The following is a 20,815-nucleotide window of genomic DNA, read 5'->3' as shown; positions in this document are numbered from 1 at the left end:
CCAGTCCCCGATTAGGGTGGGTTCTCGGCCATGTTGAGGGAGACAGTCTCTCCGGTTTCGTCACCGAATGCACCACGCTCTCGGCGCTCGGTTGTGGACTCAGCGGTGCGTACTGCGGCTGCGTGGCTATCGTCGGGGTCAAACCCGTAGAGCGCGAGCGCGGCCTGTGCGATCTCGAGGTTCTGCTCGATCTGGCGCCAGCGCGCGACATCACCCCAGCCGTCGTCGCCGGCGTCGAGCGCGAGGGTGAGTTCGTCGATCGTTCCGACCTCGTGGCTTTCCTTGATGTTCGCGCGCTCTTCTTGGAGCTCCTTGATCGATTTGCGGATCTCGGCTTTCGTGTGTTCACGGTGGATCGCGGCGATACGACGCATCGCGAGCATCTGGGGGGCGCGCATGTACTGACTGCCGGCGTCGGTGTTGATGCGCTTGACACGACCGTCCGCAGCCATCGTCGAGAGATACTTGCGCGCCGTCGGCGGGCTAACGTGGGCGCGATCGGCGATCTCCTCGGCAGATTGCGGCTCGGTCGTAACGTCAACGACCTGTCGCACGCGGTCGAACGCCGTCGTGTCGTCGGTCCACTGCTCGATAACGGCCTCGTTCACGTCGCCCTCCCAGAGATTCTCCGGGGGATCGCTGGTAGGCATGGTGATGGGTACGTGGTGACGCGAAAAATATCTTTGCTAGAGAAAACAATAGTTTGGGAGAATCGTCACCACACGCCGTCGATCGCTCGCCGATAGGCTGTTTCTGCTTGCTCGGCAATTGCGTCCCAGTCGTACTGCCGGGCGTGGGCGACGGGCGATGTCGGTGGGCGGGCACCACCTACTGCGGCGTCGAGTCGCCGTTATGAGTAATCGTTCTCAGTACGGAATTCCATAGTTCTAACACCGCCTCTGGAAACAGATTATATAATGACGAGTTTCCCCGACTATTGTGGCGAGTGCGGCTCAGAGCTTGAATCGAAACATATCGAGGGCCGTGAGCGAGCATACTGCAGCCAATGTTCAAAACCAGTGTATCGGAATGCGAAGCCCTGCGGAGGCGTCCTCGTTGTCGACGACGAACAAGTACTATTAGTAAAACGAACGAACCCGCCGGCCGTCGGGTCGTGGAGTCTACCAGCTGGCTTCCTTGAGGTAGATGAACCACCTGAGTTCGCCGCTGCCAGAGAATTACAAGAAGAAACCGGGATTTCGGTTTCTCCGGACGATCTCGAACTGTTCGAAACGAACCTTATCGATCACGGGGATGGAACACACGTCTTAGTCATCATCTACCGAACGACTTGGAGCGCGGTCTCCGGAGACGTACAAGCAGGTTCAGATGCGGGTGATGCACAGTTTTGGCATATTGAGGAACTCTTGGAGGCCGGAGAGTCAATCGAACTCGGCCACGAATCAATCATGCGTCGATCGATTGCGGAGACGTAGTCCCGACAAGCATCCGGTAGTATTCGTCGATCGAAGCATCCGTCGTGAAGTTTTCCTCAAAGGCCCGGCGTGCGTTGGTTCCTTGTTGATCTGCCAGCTCTGGATCCTCTTGCCACGTCTCAATCGCCTCAACGATCCCTGATACATCACCCTGTGCGACGTGGATCCCAGCGTCGAAGGTATCCACGATCTGCGACTCGTCATCATCTGGTTGAGCGATCGTGAGGACCGGTTCACCGGCTGCCATTGCGGTGTACAGTTTGCTTGAGACACAGATCCCTTCGAATCCTTCTTTCACGGTGACAACAGAGGCGTCGGCCGAGGTAAGACTGTACGGGAGATCGTCCCACGGTTGATACGGGAGGAATCGAACGGTATCGCCACGCAGTCCAAGATCGTCGGCTAACGAGACGATGGTGTCTTTGTTGTCACCTTCACCGATGATCAGGAACTGGACATCCTCGTCTTCGAACTCTGCAGCCGCTTCGACAAGCGTTTCGAGGTCGTGAAACTCCCCAATATTCCCCGAGTACAGGACGGTGAACTGGTCGACGATATCGTGTTCTTCGCTGAACCAATTCTCCGTTTTATCCATGGGTTGAATAAACTCCTCGTCCTCCCAGTTATGGATAATTTCGACCTTACTGTCGTCAAACTTCGGCCCCGCATTCCGGCTGATACGCTCTTTCATGACGGGACCGAGTGCGACGATGTGTTTTGCCGCGAGGAAGGCTCGCCGATTGAGCAGATCCCAGAGCCGGTGGGGAACGCTCCCCTCGGGAATATACTCGAGTTCGACGGGCTGATCCGGATACAGGTCGTAGACGATGTAGGTGTACTCCCAGCCACGGATTCGACAGACGAGCCACATCGCGACCGGAAGGAATGGCGGATTGGAGACAAAAACAACCTCACGCTCTTTTTGTGGCCGGCTCAAAAGTAGCGCAAAGAACATCCACACCGTGAAGATTACCCAGTTGAACAGGCGGCGTGGAATCGAGGATTGACGAACCTGTGGGGCGCGAATGCGTTTTATTTGAACGCCTTCGTGAGTGGACACCCGGGGTTGCTTCTCGTTATCGCCGCTGTGATAGTTCGGTTGACCAGTGAGAACCGTCATATCCAAGCCACGCTTTTCGAGACCGACTGCGAGATCGGTCATGAGCTGGCCTGTCGAAGCCGTATCTGGATGGAAATACTCCGTGACCAGAACGTACTCTTTGTTAGCGTTAGCCATTAAAATATCCGAGACAGGAAGTTATCGTTCGTGGAGAAGCGTTTCGAGGTTCTCCCGAACGTATTCCTTGTCGCGCGCGTCGACGTACCAGTCAAGCGTGTTCTTGATACCTTCTTCCACGGTATACTCCGGCTTCCACCCGAGCAGTTCCTCTGCACGGGTTGTGTCCGCAGCCCGGTGACGAACACCCTGCGGCTTGTCGGTCATGTAGTTGATCTCGTCGGGCTCCCAGTCAAGATAGTCGAAGATGATCTCGACCGCCTCGTTCATTGTGACGTACCGACTGATGCCGGCGTTTACTGGAGTCCCGTCTGTGATGTTCTCGGCGGCGAGCCGCAGGGCACGCGTGATGTCCCTGACGTAGGTGAAGTTCCGCGTCTGTTCGCCGTCGCCCCAGATCTGGAACGGGTCCTGTTCCGCGTACGCCTTCGCCATGAACGCGACGATCGCGTGGGTTTCGTTCTCGCGAGGACCGTAGGCGGTGAAGATCCGGACGATACTCGTGTCGATGTCGTACTGCTCCTGGTAGGCTTGGAGGGATCGTTCCCCCATCAGCTTCGCCCAGCCGTAGACTTCGTCCGCGTACGCCCCGCCACGTTCCTCGAAGCTCACCATGTCCTCGCGGAGTCGCTGGCGCTCCTGTTGGATGTCCGTCGGATACGTACAGGCGCTAGAGGCGAAGGAGATCCGATCGACGCCGTTCTTGGCGGCAGACTCGTAAACGATATTGTCGAGCGCCATGTTCGAGGCACAGTTCGCCGGATAGTTCGAGATGTATCCTCGGCCGCCGTGGTCTGCGGCGAGGTGGAAGACCGTATCGATGTCCGCGGTGGCTTCGTCGGCGAACGACCGATCTTTGAGATTCCCACTGACGACCTCGATCTGGTCCTCGACCGCCGCGAGGTTCTCCGTTTCCCCGCTGGAGAAATCGTCCGCGACGCGAACATCCGCGCCTTCCGCGACGAGATCTTCAACAAGGTGGCTCCCGATGAACGATGCACCGCCGGTAACGAGCACATGCTCGTTGTTCCATTCACTCATCTGTCACCTCCATCTGCGACGGCGGTCTGTTTAGACCCTTCGAGTTCACTCTCTGCCCACTCGTATACACGCTCAAGTCCGTCGTCGAGCGCGACCGAGGGCTCCCAGTCGAGGGCGTCGTCCATTTTCGTCGTATCCGCCGCGTACTTGTCCGTCCCAGTCGGCATCGAGAGGTCGTGTTCGATGCTGAGGTCCTTTCCACTGATCTCGATGATCTTCTCGGCGAGTTGATTCATCGACACGACTTCCTTCGCGTTCCCGATGTTGAGCGGTTCGCCGTCGACTTTCGCCTCCATCATCTCGATCAGACCGTCGACGAGGTCTGTCACGTAGATGAACCCACGTTCCTGGGTCCCATCACCGAACAGTTCTATCGATCCCCCGTCCTCGGCTTCGATGGCTTTCCGACAGAGCGACGGGATAACGTGACTACTGTCCGGGTCGAGGTTCTCTCGCGGGCCGTAGGCGTTGAAGATCCGGGCGCTTCCGGTCTGAACATTGCTATCTTCGTGATATGCATCACACGCGACCTCTCCAAGGACTTTCGCCCAGCCGTACGTGCTGTGGGGGTTCGCGGGGATCGCCTGATCCTCGCTGAACTCGTTCAGGTCGTCGTGTTGTTGACGGTAAATACAGGCGCTTGACGCGAAGAGGAATCGGTCGACATCGTTGATCCGAGCTGCCTCCAGCATGTGCTGGTTCATCAGCACACTCGGGGTGAGTCCACCGATGTTCTCACGCTGAATAAAGTGGATCCCACCGACGCTCGCAGCAAGATGGAAGACATGATCGATGCCTTCAGTCGCCTCGATACATCCTTTGTGCGTTGTGAGATCAGTCGGTCGAATTTCAACCTCGTCAGCGAGGTGTTCGATCCGTCCGTGTCCTTTTGTAAACTTGTCTGCAACGACGACATCCGCGCCACGCGAGTGTAGCTCTTCAGTCAGGAACGACCCAATAAATCCGGCTCCTCCAGTTACTAGTACAGTTTGGTCTTCCCAATCTACCATACATATGAATACCTGTTAGCCGTCAATAATCTTGCTATTACCTCAACGATCGGGACACTCAATCAGAGGTAGCCAAGATCCTCAAGACGGTCTTCGACATCAGTCTCGACATCTCCTTGGAGATACTTTGCCTCCACGTCGAGTTCGTCGAGTCGCGCAAGTACGGCTTCACGGACGGTCGCCGCATCAGGATGCTCTCGATCGACCTGTTCGAAATCACCGTCTCGAAGGTCAAACAGACGGTGTTCGTCGTGAATCTCGTCACCCTCGTAGAGCCAGTCCTCGGAGCGTGCACCGACGATGACGTCACCCTCGACCTCGTGTTCGGCCATGACGAACTCTCGTGGGTCATCTTTCCCGGGTATACGCCCTTCGTATTCAGCTGGAACGTCCAGCCCTAAGGCGTCGTGGATGAGCGGAGGAACGTCAAGCAGACTTACAAGCTCATTGGTGGCTGATTCGAGGTGCCCAGGGCTATTTTCGATAATGAGTGGGACGTGGAGTAGTTCATCATACATCCGTTCTGGCTTGCCATACTGCCCATATTCTCCGAAGAGTTCGCCGTGGTCGGAGGTGAGGATTATGAGAGTATCGTCGTATTGATCGGTATCTTTGAGGTGTGTAACAATTCGATCAATCTGGTCGAACGTGTACTCAATGGCAGCCTCATATAATGTTTTGAGGTTATTTATTTCGGCCTGCGAAAGGGTTTCTGGATCTCGAAGCAGGGCCGAGTACCATTCTGACACGTCCGTCTGGGTCACATCCGTTATGTCATAGCGTTCGCGGTACTCTTCTGGGGGAAAACACGGATGATGAACGTCCATGTAGTGGGTCCAGCAGAAGAATGGTTGATCAGTCTTATCCAGCCACTCAATGGTGTCATTGGTGATAACCTCGGCACTTACGTAGGGTCGTGGTTTACCCTTGACGAGCTGGTAAGACTTCTTGATAGCGTCTGTGATGTGGAGAGCGTCATCGATCCGGCGGAGTTTTGGATTGTTTATTTCAATTCCTCGCGGGAAGATTTTTGTTGCGATTCCCATCAGTGGGTTCTGATAGTCTTCAAAAGTATCGTAGCCAATGTCGTAATTGAAATGATTCGAAAGAAAAGGATTGCATTGGAACCCACCCGTCGTTAATCCCGCGGTCTGGAGTTCCGTACTGATTCTCGGTCGCTCATCAGTAAGTGGACCGAGGCCGCCATACGAGAGCGGGAGTGTGCCCGTAAGCATCGCTGGAAAAGAGGGCGTAGTTCCCGGACCAGTAGCGAAAGTTCGCTTGAACGAGAGGCCGTCTCTAGCAGCCATCTCCGTGTTATTAGTTGCTGATTCGGCAGATGAATCTTGGCCGAAACGATCTGTCCGTAACGAGTCGACAGTTACCAACAGGACATTCTCTACCATTGCCCGGCCGTTCTATTTCAGTTCGTATATATGTTAGTAAAGGCCTCTGACGTTATTCGAACTGACAACGTCTACCGGAAATATTGGACACCCGGTATGCCGATTAAAGACACTCACTCACAAATGCGTTCATATACGTCAACAGTCTTGCGTGCGACGCCGTCCCATGAGTATTCGGTTTCTGCTCTTGAGATGGCTGCCTCGCTCATTGCAGCCCGTCGCTTGTCGTCGTTCAGTAATTCGTCGACAGCCCCAGCAATTTTATCAGGTCTTTCAGGGGGCACTAAGATCCCGGTCTCACTGGTGATCTGTTCTGGAATACCGCCCACAGTGGTCGAAACAACAGGTGTTCCCGCTGCGAGCGCTTCGAGCGTGACAAGTGGGAAGACATCAGACCGAGTCGGGAATACAAACAGATCCGCGCGACGATAGAGGGCTTCCAACATATCCTGGTCTGCATATCCAAGATACCGAACGTTCGCCTTGTCGAACTGTTTTAACCGGTCGACGTATTCTTTGGCTGCCGGTGGTCCAGCGATAATGAGGGTGCATTCGGAATCGAGTTGTTCGTAGGCGTCAAGAAGATCTCCGATCCCCTTGCTTTCGATGAGTTTTCCAACGAAGAGTAGCAGTGGACGGTCCGACGAAATGTCAAAATCCAGAATATCGGTATCAGAGTCATTCAAATTGAGACGGACACCATTTGGGACGATCGTCGTTTGGACCCCGGGAAGCATTTCATTCAATCGCTGCTCATCGCTCTCCGAAAGTGCGAAGAGAACTTCAGCATTCTTGAGAGTCCATCGATACGGCCGCAGAAATGCCAAACTAAATATAAATTTCTGAGCAGCCGACATTCCCATGCTCTTAGGAAGGTCTGGGATCTTGCTGATACCGTGTGTTGTCATCACGTACGGAACACCCGCAAGTCGGCACCGTATCGCGGCGGAGAGTAATCCCCAGAGTGGGACCGCGTTGTGAAAGTGTGCAACATCGTACTCTCCGAGTGGACGTGGCGTCGATAACTCCGTCCAGATAACGGTGTTCTCGTAATTGCCCCCTGATCCTACTATTGCTCTTCCGATGTTTCGTAGCAGCGTCCGAGACGGTGTCGTCTTAAATTCGTCCGATAGTTTGAGTTCCTCAACGAGTAACTCGTCGTATTCGCCTGCCATTTTTACTGTATCAATATTGACATATGGTTCAAGATGATCGCCGAGTTGGAGGCCTGCGCGGATGGCACCGCCGCGCTTGTCGGGTGAGGAGACGACGACATTCAAAACCGTGAGCTCGTTGTCTACTGTAGGCGGCGCAGCCGGCATTATTGGCTCATTCGACGTATCCGAGCTGTTTGAGTTGTTCGCTCGTCTCGTTATCTATATCAAGATCGTCGACGCTAGAGAGCTTTTCGTGGCGTCTCTCACCTTTGCGGATCCACGTCGTCAGCAAAGACTCCATTTCGTCGGCTTTCTCCGGTTGCTTCTCGACAAGATTGGTCTGTTCGCCCGGGTCGTCATCAAGATCGTAGAGAAAACGGTTCTCGTCGTGGAAATAGCGTTCGAGGTAGTATCGGGGATTACGTACAATCTCCCAGATTAATCCGCGCTGGTAGACCTGTTTCACCGTATCGAGCATGGTTCCAACATCGCGGTCAGGTTCGTCGACCTCCATGTACTTCCACTCATCCGTCCGAACAGAGTAAAACGACGGGTAAACATCCCGAAACCGCGTTTCAGAGAATACTGGGGAGGAACTCCCAGATGGACCAAAGGGCGGAAGTTCTCGGCCTTCGACTGTTTCAGGGACCTCTGAGACGCCGGCAGCACCCATCACCGTCGCTGGTACGTCGACTAAAGATACAGTTTCCTCGACGACTTGGGGTTTGACATCTGATTCTGTGGCCGGCTTGACAACGAGTGGGACATGGATCAGTTCGTCGTATGGAAGGTGGCCGTGAGTAAGACGGTCGTGTTCGTTGAACGCGTCGCCGTGGTCGCCGAGAACCACGATCATCGTCTCGTCGTAAATCCCTTGAGTTTTGAGCATATCGACGATGCGGCCAAGTTCGTCGTCGTTGTATCTGATACCGCCGTCGTAAAGCCCTTTCAGCTGTTCAAGATCAGCGTCCGTTTCGACATCAGGAAGAGTGTCTCGCTGGCCATCCACGGGCCCATCGTACTCGGGATCGGTGTAGTCTCTATAGCCTTCCGGCGGGTTGTAGGGCATGTGGGGTTCGATGGACCAACAAAACGCGAAGAAGTCGTCTTCGGCGTCGGTTTCGAGCCACTCGACGACCGACTCGGTGAGGTCTTCGGCCCGGGGGAGTGCGATCTCATCTCGGCCTTCGTGTTCAAGTTCCTCCGAATCGGTATCGCGGGTCTGTCGCTTCGCGACGATATCGGGGTCCTTGTAGAGGTCACGATAGGTTTCGAACCCACGGTCGTAGCCGATGCTCGCCGAGACGTTTCCCATCGTGGAAAAGCCGACAGACGTGATACCGACCTCTGAAAGCGTTTCGGGGAGGCGTGTAATGTCTACGTCGAAGACATCTTCTCTGGACCGGGTGCCGTGTAATGGTGGATACGCCCCCGTCAGGAGCGAGGCACCGACCGGCTTGGTCCATGTCGCTGGCGAGAAGCAGTTCTCGTAGCGGACGCCTTCTTCGGCGAGTCTGTTTATTGTCGGTGTCGTATTGCGGTCGTAGCCGTAACAGGAGACGTGGTCGGCTCGGAGCGCGTCGAGGACGTAGATGAAGATATTCATGAGTTATTTTCTCTTATTGTCTGCTGTCTGTAGCTCATATGTATCCGAGATCGTCTAGTCGCTTTTTTGTCTCGTCATCGAGGTTTGTTGTCTCGACTGCTTCGGAACGCGTACCGAGATCCTCAATATATTCTTCGGCAGTTGTTCGATCAAACGAAGGTGTACCGTAGATCATATGTCCCGGTGTGAACTGTTTGAATGCCTCAATGAACGCACGGTCTTTTCGTATTTGTTTTCCTTTATAACTTTTTGCTAATATACCCAAATACACGAGAAGCGCGTCTTTATACGAACTCTCTACGAAGACGTGGCCTCCATCCCCATCCCAGCAACTCCTGACTTCGGTAGCGATATTACTTAATAAGGAACTGTTATAAAATACCATCTCAAAGTGATTGTAGCCGATATCGTCGGTCTTGTTCCATATCGGCTTACCAGACATCTGTTCGAGGTCCACTTGGTCAGCCCCGAGAATCTCGGTAAGCGTAGGGAACAGGTCGATGTGTCGAATAGTCTTTTCCTGTTCACCGCCATCGAGTGACGGGTGAACAAATGTCGTCGGAACGTACACCAGCTCGGGACAGGCCACGTGGTTGTGCCCGAGCATTCCGTACTCTCCAAGGAGTTCGCCGTGGTCGCTCGTGTAAATAAGAAGGGTTTCGTCTTCGATCCCGCGTTCACGAACGCACTGGATCGCATCTTCGAAGCGGTCAAGAGAGGTGTCGACGGCAGACTCGTAGTCCCGCTTGATTTGTTCATTGTCACCTGCAACTCTGTTCAGGTACTCGGGACCTGTTTCAGAAATCTGGTTGTACGTGTCTGGGTCGTACCCGTTGTAAGGGGCGTGTCCGCCGGGATCTCTGACGACCCAGATAAACGGCTTCTCGGTGTCGCCGAGATGTGCGGATTCGGCCATTTGGAAGATGCGGTGCATGTCTTCGTGCATCGTTCCCTCTTTAGCGGAGAAATAGGTATTCCAGTCATCTAAATGGACGAGAGAGTCAATATCGGTAGAAAGTACGTTCGAAAAACCGACAACGCCATGTTCTGGAACGTTTTGTCCCGTTAACATACTCGCGAATGACGCAGGAGTATGAAGTGAGGCAGAGACAGTCTTGAATGTCGGACCGTAGTTTAAGAGTCGGTCGTTGATCGATTGGTATCTGACAGCGTCGCCCACAAAAAGGACAACATTCCTAATATCTGCTTTCTGTAGGCGATTCGATATCCCTGTCATTTCAATAATGATTGGCTTGAACTGCACTTACAAGTATTGTTCGATGTTTTTCGACAGTATTGAGATGCGTATTGTAACACAGTAAATCATAAATGATGCGATGGCCAACCAAAGATTGATATGGAGAAAACGGGACCACAGTTGGGATCTCCTCCCAATATAGTCGTGTTTGTTCTTGATACTGCACGTGCCCGGAATTTTTCTTGTTATGGCCATAGTACTTCGACCACCAATCACATCGATGATCTTGCCCGGGAAGGTGTTCTATTCGAAAACGCTGTATCTGTATCTCCTTGGACACTCCCGAGTCACGCGAGTCTCTTTACCGGAGTGCCACCGACGGTCCATCGAACAAACGCACTCGAACGATCTCTCCCTGATTCCTTGCAGACGCTCGCCGAAACGCTTTCAGATGCCGGATATCGGACAATCGGTATGTCTGCCAACCCCTGGTTCTCGTCACAATTCGGCATTACGAGAGGGTTCGACGACTTTCACCATTTGTTTGGTCCTCTCGCTACTGATTCGTACCGCGAGTTTGTCACTCACGCTACGGACGATACCAAAGGCCTGATTGACCGTTTCAGTAATTTGGTTTCGGATCAATCTCCTATTGAGCTGTTTCGGAACGGCACCACGGCAGCGTATAGACAATTCATCAGCCGGGAAGACGACGGCGCCAGTGAAGCAGTAGACCGGAGCGTAGACATTTTGAAAGGATCAGAACCATATTTTCTGTTCATCAATTTTCTTGAGCCTCATCTTCCATACGAACCCCCCGAAGCGTATCTGGATAGCTCAGTCGCAGAGTTCGGACGATCAGCCGTCGAATCAGTAAATCAAGACGCACCAGCATACAATATTCGAAATATTGATATGTCATCAAACGATTTTGAAATACTTGAATCCCTCTACGATGCCGAGATAAATTACGTTGATGATTGTATCGGGGATATTCTCGACATGATTGATCAGAACGGACAGCGAGAGAATACATTTGTTGCCGTATTGGGTGACCACGGAGAGAATATCGGAGATCATGGACTGATGTCACATCACTACAGCACCAACCATACGCTCCTTCATATTCCAATGATTCTGCGGTATCCGAGTATCTTTGAGGGAGGAGACGATGTTCAGGAGCGGATTTCCTCGCTTGACCTTCCGGCAACCTTCGATTCAATTCTTCGGTCAACAGGAGTCGATACGGGGGTATTTCAACACCAACAAATGGGTACCGCTTTGTGCGAACCGCTTCCTACAGACCGTTCAATTGTCGCGGAGTATCTAAATCCCATGCCGCCTATTGATCAGATGCAAGAGCGATGTAGTAACCCTGACTTCGATGTCTCGGAGTATGACCGAAGTTTGCGAACAATTTATCGTGGACAGTACAAACTAATTCGCGGCTCCGACGGTACTAAAGAACTGTATAATATTGTGGACGACCCCAAGGAAGAGGTCAACTTGTTAGGACAGAAACCACGCCTCGCGGAGGAGCTAGAATCAGAACTCACCAGAGTCGTCGAACAGTATAACGATCTTTCGACTACACCTTCCGATACTGACGTCACTGGGAACATTGAAGACCGATTGGAGGACCTGGGATACTTATAGCTTTGAATAACGAGTGATCCAACTGTTATGTTATCCGTGAACCTCTTCACTTACCTAGAATACGGCTGTGAGCGTGACTTAACGAGGCCAGTCGGCCAACCAAATCTTTACTTAGAAGGGGACTCGTATGTTTTCTATGTCAATAATCAGTAGCGCTTCACAGATTTATCGAAAAGAGGGATTGCTCCCACTTGTTAGAAAGTCAAATAGGTATGCTTTTGAAAAGGTGCTGAGAGCACCGGTTGTTGATGATTTATTATACTACTCTTCGAGAAAAGATTTAAAAATTCAGATGGACAGTGAAGAAGATATTAGTGATATAATTGACACTGTAGTTAATGTACGTCCGGGATATGGCCATTACAAGGTATACTCAATACAGCTAAGTGATGAATTATACCAACTTCTAAAATTAGTTAGAAAAGAGAACACAGAAAGGGTATTAGAGATAGGAACGGCCAATGGAGGATCATTCTATACTTGGTGTAGAGGTATTCCTGATATCAAAAGAGTAGTCAGTTTAGACCTCCCCAATGGTCGGTATGGAGGCGGATATAATGAGCGCAAAATTAACATATTTAAATCATTCTCTGACGAAATTAACATGGAATTTGTACGCGGAAATTCGCACAAGAAGCCAACATATAAAAAAGTAAAAAACATCGCTAATAACGATGGTTTTGATTTTATATTTATTGATGGTGATCATAGTTTCGAGGGCGTTAAGAAAGACTTCCACATGTACAAGCAGTTACTTTCAGATGATGGAGTTATCGCTCTACATGATATAATACACCACCCGGATGATCCAGACATAGTTAGGGAGAGAAAAATGAACACAGATGCCAAGGATCGTCATTTAAATTGGGGAATAGCCCATCCAGATGTGAATGTTAAGAAATTTTGGGACGAAGTTTGCGAAGAATATAAGACAAAAGAAATTGTTTCACATCCCGACCAGACTTGGGGAGGTATCGGAGTTGTCTATCCCAAATCATAAAATATGCTTGTACTTGTTTACTACATGCTGATCCCATTAGTCTCTCGTACGTGCGGTTCGACGGGAGTCGTAAATTGATGTGCTAAATAAATAATTACGCAATTCAGGGCTAATTCTCCCGTAGAAGATCACTCCACCTTGACCAGTCATGGCTCCTTGAAGCCCTTCAAGAGAGATTTTCTTGGGCGTCTGTTGGTGGTTGAGGTGGTGATAGGAAATACCTAACTTCACTACAGATAGACGGGGCTTCAAGTGTCCATAATATAACTTTCTGCTAGGTATACTCGGAAAAAGATCGGCAGCTGTCGACATAGCATCTCTTGAATAGGTTGTTTGGATGCGTTGAGACCTTGCTAAACAGTCTCTCCGACAAACAACGCCGCCGAAATGCTCTTCGCGAGCCGGTGGTTCTCCGGAAGATCATCGGAACACTCCGGAACCACCGCGGTATGTTCGTGTATGAGACGCTGCTGTCCCTGCTGGCGACTTGCCGCCAGCAGTGACGTAATCCCTATTAACAGTTCAAGAGAGTTGCTCTAAACAACGAGATGACCTCACGAGCTCAGGCTGTGCCCGGTTTAGCGTCCTCAAATTAACACGGATATTTATTTTAAATTGTTGAAACAAAATCACACCCTACTATAACAAGCTATGAGGCTATATTCCGCCTGGCCCATCGTGGTCTACTCTATTCGTCTATTACAACTAGTAATAAGCCAATCCGTAGCCAAAATCTTCCCAACCTTCCAAACTACAACTAAATTTGACATTTTTATATATCTGTTGATATTAATTATTATCTTTGTGAACCCAAACATTTCCATTACTGTAGACCCTGTCTGTCCGTAGTACAAACGATTGTAAATCTTGCCTCTTTTTTTCTGACTGGATAGAAACTCTGTGCTGTTTGCTCAGGACAACGTACGTTTCTTCAACAGTATCAGGAAGATTTTGATCATAGGTCCAGGGATGCCGATATTGCCTTTTTATTGACTGGTACCGAAACCTTTGACCGTTTGTTAGAGTATCAACTGACTTGTCTCCGTAAATTCCTTGAGCGATATAGATCGTGTTCTCAGATCCAACCACTGGACTATTACCTTGGTAAGAGTGTAACCATTTAACACTTTGTACATCACTCATCGTCGAACCCCCTTCCGCCCCCCCGATAATTGGTGAAGAGTAAGCCACTGCAACGCCTGTCGAGAGTATGAGGAATGCAATAAGAAGACGCCGACTTGACGTACTCGATTCACGAAATACGATGGCACCAGCGGGAACAAGTAATAGTGGCGCAAGCGTATTGGCTCTCCGTACTCCGAATGCTAAACCAGGAAGTAGATCCAATCCAAGAAAAACCATTCCCAGTATGGCAGTAGCAATTATTGACATTAATAAAAATTGATCAATTCGGCGTTGTTTTAGTTGTGTTATCAGAGTAACAAAGCTAGTAAACCCGATTGCGAGGACAAACATGGTACGTCGGAGGGCCTCAAATATTTTATCAGATATGTTTCCAACTACTACTGGAGAGTTTCCTTCTGAACCTCCTGAAGTAATTATGAACGCTCTTGAGAGTGTTGCCTCAACCACCGTAGTATTATAAATTAGGTGATGTATCAAGACGACTACCAAGACGATACCAGAAATAATAGCTAATCGCTCTCTTGATGGTGTTATGGTTTGAAACACAGAATTTATGGCCTTAATTCTGATTAATTTCCATGTGAGTACTGCCGAAAGGAGTACAAATCCGTTTATTATCCCTGCAACCGGATGCCACCAAACACTTACAATAATAAAAAGAATTAATAGGAGGTGATGTTTCCAGTCAGAGCTATTATTGACAACAACCCACCAAACGAGAAGCACAATAAGCGGCGCAACTGTATATGGTCTGGAGATAAACCACATGTAACATACAGGAAAGAGTGCGAGCCCAGCTACATGCCAACTTGATGGATTAATGCGTCGAACCACAGTAATTAGCCATATAGCACCTACTCCTGGCCCAACCACCTGAACACGAGATAAAAGCTCTCGGGGTGGGACATCACTGAGTTCAGCTATTATTCTGAAAAGAGAATGTAGCATTGGATACATATTGTCCTGAGTTATTGACTCAGATTTAATTAAGTCGAGGTGGATCCACGGATCACGAATTCCATATGGAACACCCCATTTTAGAGTAGGAACAGCTACAAGTACAGTAAGTAGTGGGACAGCATAGAGCATGTATTGCTTCACCTCGGTTGGACCAAAGACAGTAATTCTCAGTAGGATGGTGAGTGCGATGATAATAAAACTCCAAAATAAAGGGAATGAACGGTACAACCCCTCCCAAGGACCACTTGGCACTTCAGCCATCTTGATTTGAACAGCTGCTACCGCGACTACTAAGAACAGAACTGAGAGATATAAACGGTAGTCAATCTCAAAATTGCTCATACAATTACTGGGCAACCAACATCAAAAACTATTGCGGAAGGAACGGTGTCGAGGCGAGTAAGAAAATCAAGCAGTTTGAAATCGACTAATTTAGGCTTAGTTTTGTTCACTATAGTGTTAATATTGGTTATATTGAATTAGATTTTATGTCGCTTGAGGAAATATATAGAGCGGCGACAATCCCGGTACCCAATTTTACTTTGCTAGACAATCATACTTGGATTTCATCTTGGTTATTGAGAGCTTGGGTGTCGGTCAGTATCTAAATAACCAGTGGATACAAAAATCCGATGGTCAGCCGACAAATGGTACCGATCTGAGTCAGATGTTGGCCGTCAAACTATCAATTCAGCTTAGTTATGAACTATGTTGTCTGTGCTTTGCCGTCGATCCTGATAAAATGTTTGCTTTTTATGGGTTCCGATTACAAGAAACTGCTGAGGACAATATTACGTCGTATTCATTTATCATTGGTGAAGTTCATGATGCTTGATACGATACTTTGGATTACCTCTCTGAAATATGGATGGATATAAATCATTCCCACATAGAATACAACTCCGATCAGTACTATTAATATGAGAGGTACAATACCTGATATGGTGTAGAATCGTTTAATTATAGATAATCCAGTTAACATTATTCCCGATGAAAAAACACACCACACAATCTTTCTTGAGGGAATACTGACAAACATATTTTTCCTCAAGTAGTAAAACCGCATCCATTCAACAACTATATATGAAATGAGTGTCGCTACAGCCGCCCCTAACAACTCAAATCTCCAGACCATCACAATGTTTAGGGATATGTTTAGAATACCACCTATGGTTACTGAATAGGCAGCTTGGTCTGGCCGATCGATGGCCTGTAATGTTCTTCCGATAGTTTGACCAAACGCCTGAATCAATCGTACAGCCATAAGAACTATTAGAGCATTAGCTGCGATCCTGTATTCTTGGCCATATATGTACATTAGCAATTCTTCTGAGATAGCTACCACTCCAAAAAGAGAGGGGACAACCAAAAATAGAGCTCCAATCACCATCTGATCCAAAGTCTCTTTGATCTTTTCATTTTTATTTTCAGCCGCCCACGCACTAAATTGGGGGAAGACAGACGTTTGTATAGCTTTTCCAAGAACAATAGACGCCGAACTAAGTGCCCATGCAGTTTCGTACGCAGCGACAGCTACAGGCGAGAGGAATGCACCTATGACCAGAATATCAAACCAATTGTATAGTTTGGAACCGGCTCCAGTTACAATATCATATTTTGCATATTGAAAAAGAGAGCGGGCAGTTTTTACGCTTGGGATCGATACGGAAGTATCCTGAATATACATTCCAGCTATACCAGATACTCCCGCTCCTGTGATATACATATAAATAAGTGGATTGCTTTGTACACCACACAGAATGATCAATACCCCTCCAAAAAACCAAATAAGGCGTTGAAATAAATCTAATAATCCTACCTCAGTAACTTTTAATTCCCCTCTTAATGTATTTGATACAATATTATTAAATATTTCAGCAATGGATCCAAGGATCAATAACTGAGTGATATCTTTCCCGAGGTAAGAGCTTATAATCGATTCAAAAAACAATATAGAACCTAGTAAAATGAGTACTGGTGGAATTACTAATATAATTGCAGTAGTAAATTTTTTAGACTTGTGTTCACCTTCACTCATTCGCTTTTCTAGGGCACCCCCGACACCTAAGTCACCAACAAAGCTAAATACATTAACTAAACTGCGGAATAAAAAGAACATGCCCAGCTGTTCCGGGTTTAGAATGTTGGCAAACACAGCAATCCCAACAAACATTATCAGTGAACCAATAGCTTCTGCGCCAAAGACACTCAAAATTGATTTATTAAGATCCAAAGTTACCAATTTGCTTTGTCAATTATCGGTCTGTTGTTAGTAATTAATTGCCAAATGATGAAAGGCGATTATTCTCATTCAATTAATGTATCTTCAGACACAACTAGTGTAGTGATCCCCTCATTTTTTGTGTTTATACTCGAATTATTTGAGATAATACTTTTTGATAGTCTATCTTGTAAATGTAACTCGGTATCATTCATTATCACACTCGATTGTATTTTGCTGTCACTGATGATACATCTATCTCCAATACATGTGTATGGTCCAATAACGGATTTTCCTGTAATTGTGGTATTTTCTCCAATAATAACTGGCTCGCGGATAGTTACATTATCGCCAATTGAACTATCTGCACCTAGGATCACTTTAGTTGTGTTCTCTTCCGAATCTCCGTTGGTAGCTATATTTTCCATAAGTATCTTGTTCGTTTCGATGACATCATCTGGTGTACCCACATCTTTCCACAGTCCGTTTTCAACCTCCCAGCGGACCTTTCCCTTTTTTACTAATCGATCTAATGCATGTGTGAGTTCAATCTCACCTCGCCATGAGGGTTCAAGATGTTCTATTTCAGCGAATACCTTTTTTGTGAGTACAACCGCACCAATATATGCAAGGTTACTCGGCGGATCATCGGGTTTTTCAAGGACTCCTGAGAGGTTGCCGTCCGCGATATTAGCCACTCCGAATCTTGAGGGATTTTCAACCTCTTGAAACACTAAACTTCCATCAAAATCTTCCTTGTCAAAACCACTCACCAATGTGTCCAAAAGATTCCGCCCCAAAATAGTATCACCAAAGTAGACCAAAAAAGGCTCATCCTTGACGAAGTCTTCACAGCAACTAACCGCATGAGCTAGTCCGAGCGGTTCTCCCTGGTGAATATACGTTAATTCTACATCTCGACTCCCACAATCTTCCAAGGTATTCCTCACCTTATCTGGATAGTGATCACCAAGGACCACTCCTATGTCGGAAATGCCGGTATCACACAAACGTTCAACAACATGTTGTATAACTGGTTTATTAGCAAGTGGAATAAGTTGTTTTTGCGTAGTATGTGTAATTGGTTGTAGCCTGCTTCCTGTACCCCCAGCCAGAATTATGCCTTTCATACATAGCCAGTTGTTCTAACTGCTAATAAATAATTGGGCTCTGTAGTTTCGGTACACGGCGGCGGATTTCACGGGTATCTGACGCTCCGACGGAGGTTGTAGACGGTGGCTTTTAGCAGCATTTCGCGGAACTCTAACCACCAGCTTCGCGCACGCACGGCGGAGCCGAGCGTGCGCTTGATCGACAAGAAGACGGTTTCTGACATGGAACGTTGGTGATACCGATCACCGTCCATGCGGGCGTTGTGGGCGTGATCGAGCGGGTTCATGATCCGGTGTTTAATCAGCGGTCTGATGCCGTTTTCGCGGAGTTCGTCGCGGAAGGCTTTGGCGTCGTAGCCGCGATCAGCAGCGAGGCTCCGCAGGTCGCCGGCGTTGCGCCGAGCGACCTGCGGGCCGATCTTCGCATCGTGTTTCTTGGAGGTCGTTGAGTGGATGTCGGTGATGTACAGTGTCTCGACCATCCGTCTTCAGTTAAGCAAGAAACCACGTGACTGCGGTGGCTTATCGAGACATCTTTCGGAAGGAATGAGGAAGCCGAGTCTGTGTACGACAACGGCTCCTCATCTCGGATTATGCGTCGGCTCACTACACTGTTTCCCTCCGAGTTCCTCAAAGAGCACGCCGAGGAACTCGGCGTGGTCGAACGTGACCGGAAGCTTCAGATCCCGGCGTTCGTCTGGACATTCGTGTTCGGCTTTCGCCTGCGGCGAAGCCGAACACTCGCCGGTTTTAGACGCTGTTACAACTCGACTGCCGATGAGACCATCTCACCGAGTGGGTTCTATCAGCGGTTGACTCCGACGCTTGCGGAGTATCTCCGCGACCTCGTCGAGCATGGTCTCGACGAGGTCGCTGTTCCTGACGCGACAACTGCTGATATCGACCGATTCAGAGATGTGATGATCGCTGATGGAACGGTGTTGCGGTTACATGAGTTTCTCTCAGATCAATTCGAAGCCCGCCATGAGGAGCAGGCTGGAGCGATAGTGGTCGTCTTCTGGATTGAAAGGATAGATCTGAGTATCAGATAACAGCATTAGGTGCTGTAATAGGTCTTCTTAAGTTGTTTGCTACTGTTTCATTGGTAGTTCTTGACAGGTTTCAGTCATGTTGGTGAGACTGCTGATCACTTATTAGACGCTCTAAAACACTGTTTTATAGGGATCACATATAAATGGAAGCTTCGGCCGAAAAACTGTGTCACAATCGCTTGGAGATAGCTATATTCCGCCGCTCACAGCCAGTTATTCAGAACTTTCGACTATCACTAAAGCTCCACCTGCTCCATAATGCCACAAAGCAGACGATCGAACGGATCGATACTGCTGACGAGAAAGCACACGACAGCACCCTGTTCAAGACAGGGCCATGGCTTGAGAACCGGCTCATGCTGTTCGATCTCGCCTACTTCAAGTACCGCCGGTTTGCGCTGATCGACGAGAACGACGGCTACTTCGTCAGCCGGTTAAAGAAGAACGCGAATCCGGTGATTACGGCAGAATTACGGGAATGGCGCGGCCGCGCCATTCCCTTGGAGGGCAAGCAGCTCCGAGCTGTTCTCGACGATCTCGACCGGAAGTACATCGATGTGGAGGTCGAAGTCGAGTTCAAACGGGGGCCGTACAATGGGACGCGGTCGCTGGATACGAAGCAGTTCCGCGTCGTCGGCGTCCGCAACGAGGACGCCGACGACTACCATCTGTATATGACGAATTTGACGAGGAAGGAGTTCTTCCCGGCTGATTTAGCACAGATCTACCGATGTCGGTGGGAAGTTGAGTTGTTGTTCCGTGAGCTGAAGACGCAGTACAACTTGGATGAGTTCGACACGAGTGACGAACACGTGGTGAAGATCTTACTATACGCAGGACTGCTGTCGCTGCTTGTAAGCCGCGATTTATTGGATCTGGTGACTGAGCAGGCGGATGATGAGCTCGTGTTTCCGACAGAACGCTGGGCGGCGACCTTCCGGTCGCACGCCCAGCTTTTCCTCCACAAACTCAGTACTTCACAAAGCCGCTTAGTTAGAACGTCTGCTTGCTGAAGGTGTGTCTACGACCCAGCAAGCAGACAGTGAGATTCACGAGGACCAGCTTCTTAACTTTCTCGTCAACAGCCTTGACGAGGAAGTTCCGCTTTCCTTAGCCAATAATGCTGAAATCACTGCTGAGGACATCTATGAGGTCCTCGTCGGCGCTTGCGCCGACGGGACCTCTGTCTCTACGCTCTGTGCGTCGAGTCAGAACGGCCCCGCTGCCAACACGATCCTCTACCATCTCCGGACGAAGTTCGAGCCGGAACGGCTCGAACGAGTCGCTAACACGCTTCTTCGACGAGACATCGTCGAACTGCTTCCTGAGCAGGTGGAGGTCTGTGCAGACCTCCACCTGCGGCCCTACTACGGTGATGAAGACGACACGGAGAACCTCTATCACTCGGAAGCCAAGCGTGGAACCACCGCGTTCCACGCTTACGCGACGCTCTACGCGCGTGTGAAGAACAAACGCTACACGCTGGCGGTGCGCCGTCTCTAATGACTAAGATAATTTTTGAAAGTTAAGGAAGTTCTGACACCACTTCTTTGCGAAGCTAACTCGTTCTGTGATTT

14 protein-coding genes and 5 pseudogenes are annotated in these 20,815 nt (G+C 49.3%); 7 read left to right on the top strand and 12 right to left on the bottom strand.

Going from position 1 to position 20,815, the window contains the following annotated elements; all coding sequences use genetic code 11:
* Nucleotides 1–11: 11 nt before the first annotated feature.
* The gene (locus tag ACNS88_RS14255; RefSeq protein ID WP_435099012.1) at nucleotides 12–650 is read right to left on the bottom strand and encodes a DUF7342 family protein; all 639 of its coding nucleotides are present in this window, start codon (nucleotides 648–650) and stop codon (nucleotides 12–14) included.
* 267 nt (nucleotides 651–917) lie between these two features.
* Between ACNS88_RS14255 and ACNS88_RS14250 the strand changes: the two genes are divergently transcribed.
* Nucleotides 918–1,436, top strand: coding sequence for an NUDIX domain-containing protein (locus tag ACNS88_RS14250; RefSeq protein ID WP_435099010.1), 519 nt, complete (start codon nucleotides 918–920; stop codon nucleotides 1,434–1,436).
* On the opposite strand, the gene ACNS88_RS14245 is transcribed toward ACNS88_RS14250, so the two are convergent.
* The 7 genes from ACNS88_RS14245 to ACNS88_RS14215 all read right to left on the bottom strand — a co-directional run bounded on the left by ACNS88_RS14245 (nucleotide 1,408) and on the right by ACNS88_RS14215 (nucleotide 9,839).
* Complete coding sequence (locus tag ACNS88_RS14245) at nucleotides 1,408–2,598, bottom strand: glycosyltransferase family 4 protein (RefSeq protein ID WP_435099008.1); 1,191 nt, start codon at nucleotides 2,596–2,598, stop codon at nucleotides 1,408–1,410. The genes ACNS88_RS14250 and ACNS88_RS14245 overlap by 29 nt on opposite strands.
* Before the next feature lie 96 nt (nucleotides 2,599–2,694).
* Nucleotides 2,695–3,714 carry an NAD-dependent epimerase/dehydratase family protein gene (locus ACNS88_RS14240; RefSeq protein WP_435099006.1) on the bottom strand — a complete coding sequence of 340 codons (1,020 nt, stop codon included), beginning with the start codon at nucleotides 3,712–3,714 and terminating at the stop codon, nucleotides 2,695–2,697.
* Nucleotides 3,711–4,724 (bottom strand): NAD-dependent epimerase/dehydratase family protein, encoded by a 1,014-nt coding sequence (locus ACNS88_RS14235; RefSeq protein ID WP_435099004.1) that lies wholly within the window; start codon nucleotides 4,722–4,724, stop codon nucleotides 3,711–3,713. The genes ACNS88_RS14240 and ACNS88_RS14235 overlap by 4 nt, the downstream gene beginning before the upstream one ends.
* Nucleotides 4,725–4,786: 62 nt before the next feature.
* Nucleotides 4,787–6,130 carry a sulfatase gene (locus ACNS88_RS14230; protein WP_435099002.1) on the bottom strand — a complete coding sequence of 448 codons (1,344 nt, stop codon included), beginning with the start codon at nucleotides 6,128–6,130 and terminating at the stop codon, nucleotides 4,787–4,789.
* 113 nt (nucleotides 6,131–6,243) lie between these two features.
* Nucleotides 6,244–7,452 carry a glycosyltransferase family 4 protein gene (locus ACNS88_RS14225; protein WP_435099000.1) on the bottom strand — a complete coding sequence of 403 codons (1,209 nt, stop codon included), beginning with the start codon at nucleotides 7,450–7,452 and terminating at the stop codon, nucleotides 6,244–6,246.
* 7 nt (nucleotides 7,453–7,459) lie between these two features.
* Nucleotides 7,460–8,893, bottom strand: a complete 1,434-nt coding sequence (locus tag ACNS88_RS14220; RefSeq protein WP_435098998.1) for a sulfatase family protein — start codon at nucleotides 8,891–8,893, stop codon at nucleotides 7,460–7,462.
* A gap of 34 nt (nucleotides 8,894–8,927) precedes the next feature.
* A complete protein-coding gene (locus ACNS88_RS14215; RefSeq protein WP_435098996.1) occupies nucleotides 8,928–9,839 on the bottom strand; it encodes a sulfatase-like hydrolase/transferase in 912 nt (303 codons plus the stop codon).
* A gap of 411 nt (nucleotides 9,840–10,250) precedes the next feature.
* On the opposite strand from ACNS88_RS14215, the gene ACNS88_RS14210 reads away from it, so the two are divergent.
* From ACNS88_RS14210 to ACNS88_RS14200, 3 genes and pseudogenes are all read left to right on the top strand, one after another.
* The gene (locus ACNS88_RS14210) at nucleotides 10,251–11,747 is read left to right on the top strand and encodes a sulfatase family protein (protein ID WP_435098994.1); all 1,497 of its coding nucleotides are present in this window, start codon (nucleotides 10,251–10,253) and stop codon (nucleotides 11,745–11,747) included.
* Between the two features lie 136 nt (nucleotides 11,748–11,883).
* Nucleotides 11,884–12,747 carry an O-methyltransferase gene (locus tag ACNS88_RS14205; RefSeq protein ID WP_435098992.1) on the top strand — a complete coding sequence of 288 codons (864 nt, stop codon included), beginning with the start codon at nucleotides 11,884–11,886 and terminating at the stop codon, nucleotides 12,745–12,747.
* A gap of 360 nt (nucleotides 12,748–13,107) precedes the next feature.
* Nucleotides 13,108–13,343: pseudogene (locus tag ACNS88_RS14200) on the top strand (IS66 family transposase); the annotation flags it as partial.
* A 193-nt stretch (nucleotides 13,344–13,536) separates the two neighbouring features.
* Here ACNS88_RS14200 and ACNS88_RS14195 read toward each other — a convergent pair.
* From ACNS88_RS14195 to ACNS88_RS14180, 4 genes and pseudogenes are all read right to left on the bottom strand, one after another.
* Nucleotides 13,537–15,195: a hypothetical protein gene (locus ACNS88_RS14195; protein ID WP_435098990.1), complete on the bottom strand. Its 1,659-nt coding sequence runs from the start codon at nucleotides 15,193–15,195 to the stop codon at nucleotides 13,537–13,539.
* A 460-nt stretch (nucleotides 15,196–15,655) separates the two neighbouring features.
* Nucleotides 15,656–17,086 (bottom strand): oligosaccharide flippase family protein, encoded by a 1,431-nt coding sequence (locus ACNS88_RS14190; RefSeq protein ID WP_435098988.1) that lies wholly within the window; start codon nucleotides 17,084–17,086, stop codon nucleotides 15,656–15,658.
* Between the two features lie 74 nt (nucleotides 17,087–17,160).
* Entirely contained in the window at nucleotides 17,161–18,204 is a 1,044-nt protein-coding gene (locus tag ACNS88_RS14185; protein ID WP_435098986.1) for a glucose-1-phosphate thymidylyltransferase, read from the bottom strand.
* Nucleotides 18,205–18,272: 68 nt separating this feature from the next.
* Nucleotides 18,273–18,665, bottom strand: a pseudogene (locus ACNS88_RS14180) (transposase); the annotation flags it as partial.
* A gap of 114 nt (nucleotides 18,666–18,779) precedes the next feature.
* On the opposite strand from ACNS88_RS14180, the pseudogene ACNS88_RS14175 reads away from it, so the two are divergent.
* The 3 pseudogenes from ACNS88_RS14175 to ACNS88_RS14165 all read left to right on the top strand — a co-directional run.
* Nucleotides 18,780–19,229: pseudogene (locus tag ACNS88_RS14175) on the top strand (transposase); the annotation flags it as partial.
* A gap of 152 nt (nucleotides 19,230–19,381) precedes the next feature.
* A pseudogene (locus ACNS88_RS14170) lies at nucleotides 19,382–20,209 on the top strand (IS4 family transposase); the annotation flags it as partial.
* Nucleotides 20,210–20,255: 46 nt separating this feature from the next.
* Nucleotides 20,256–20,738 (top strand): annotated as a pseudogene (locus tag ACNS88_RS14165) (ISH3 family transposase); the annotation flags it as partial.
* Between the last annotated feature and the right edge of the window lie 77 nt (nucleotides 20,739–20,815).

It is taken from the genome of Halorubrum shenae, from assembly GCF_051194165.1.
Taxonomy (GTDB): domain Archaea; phylum Halobacteriota; class Halobacteria; order Halobacteriales; family Haloferacaceae; genus Halorubrum.
Note: the sequence above shows the minus strand (reverse complement) of the source record. Positions and strands in the feature narration are given on the sequence as shown.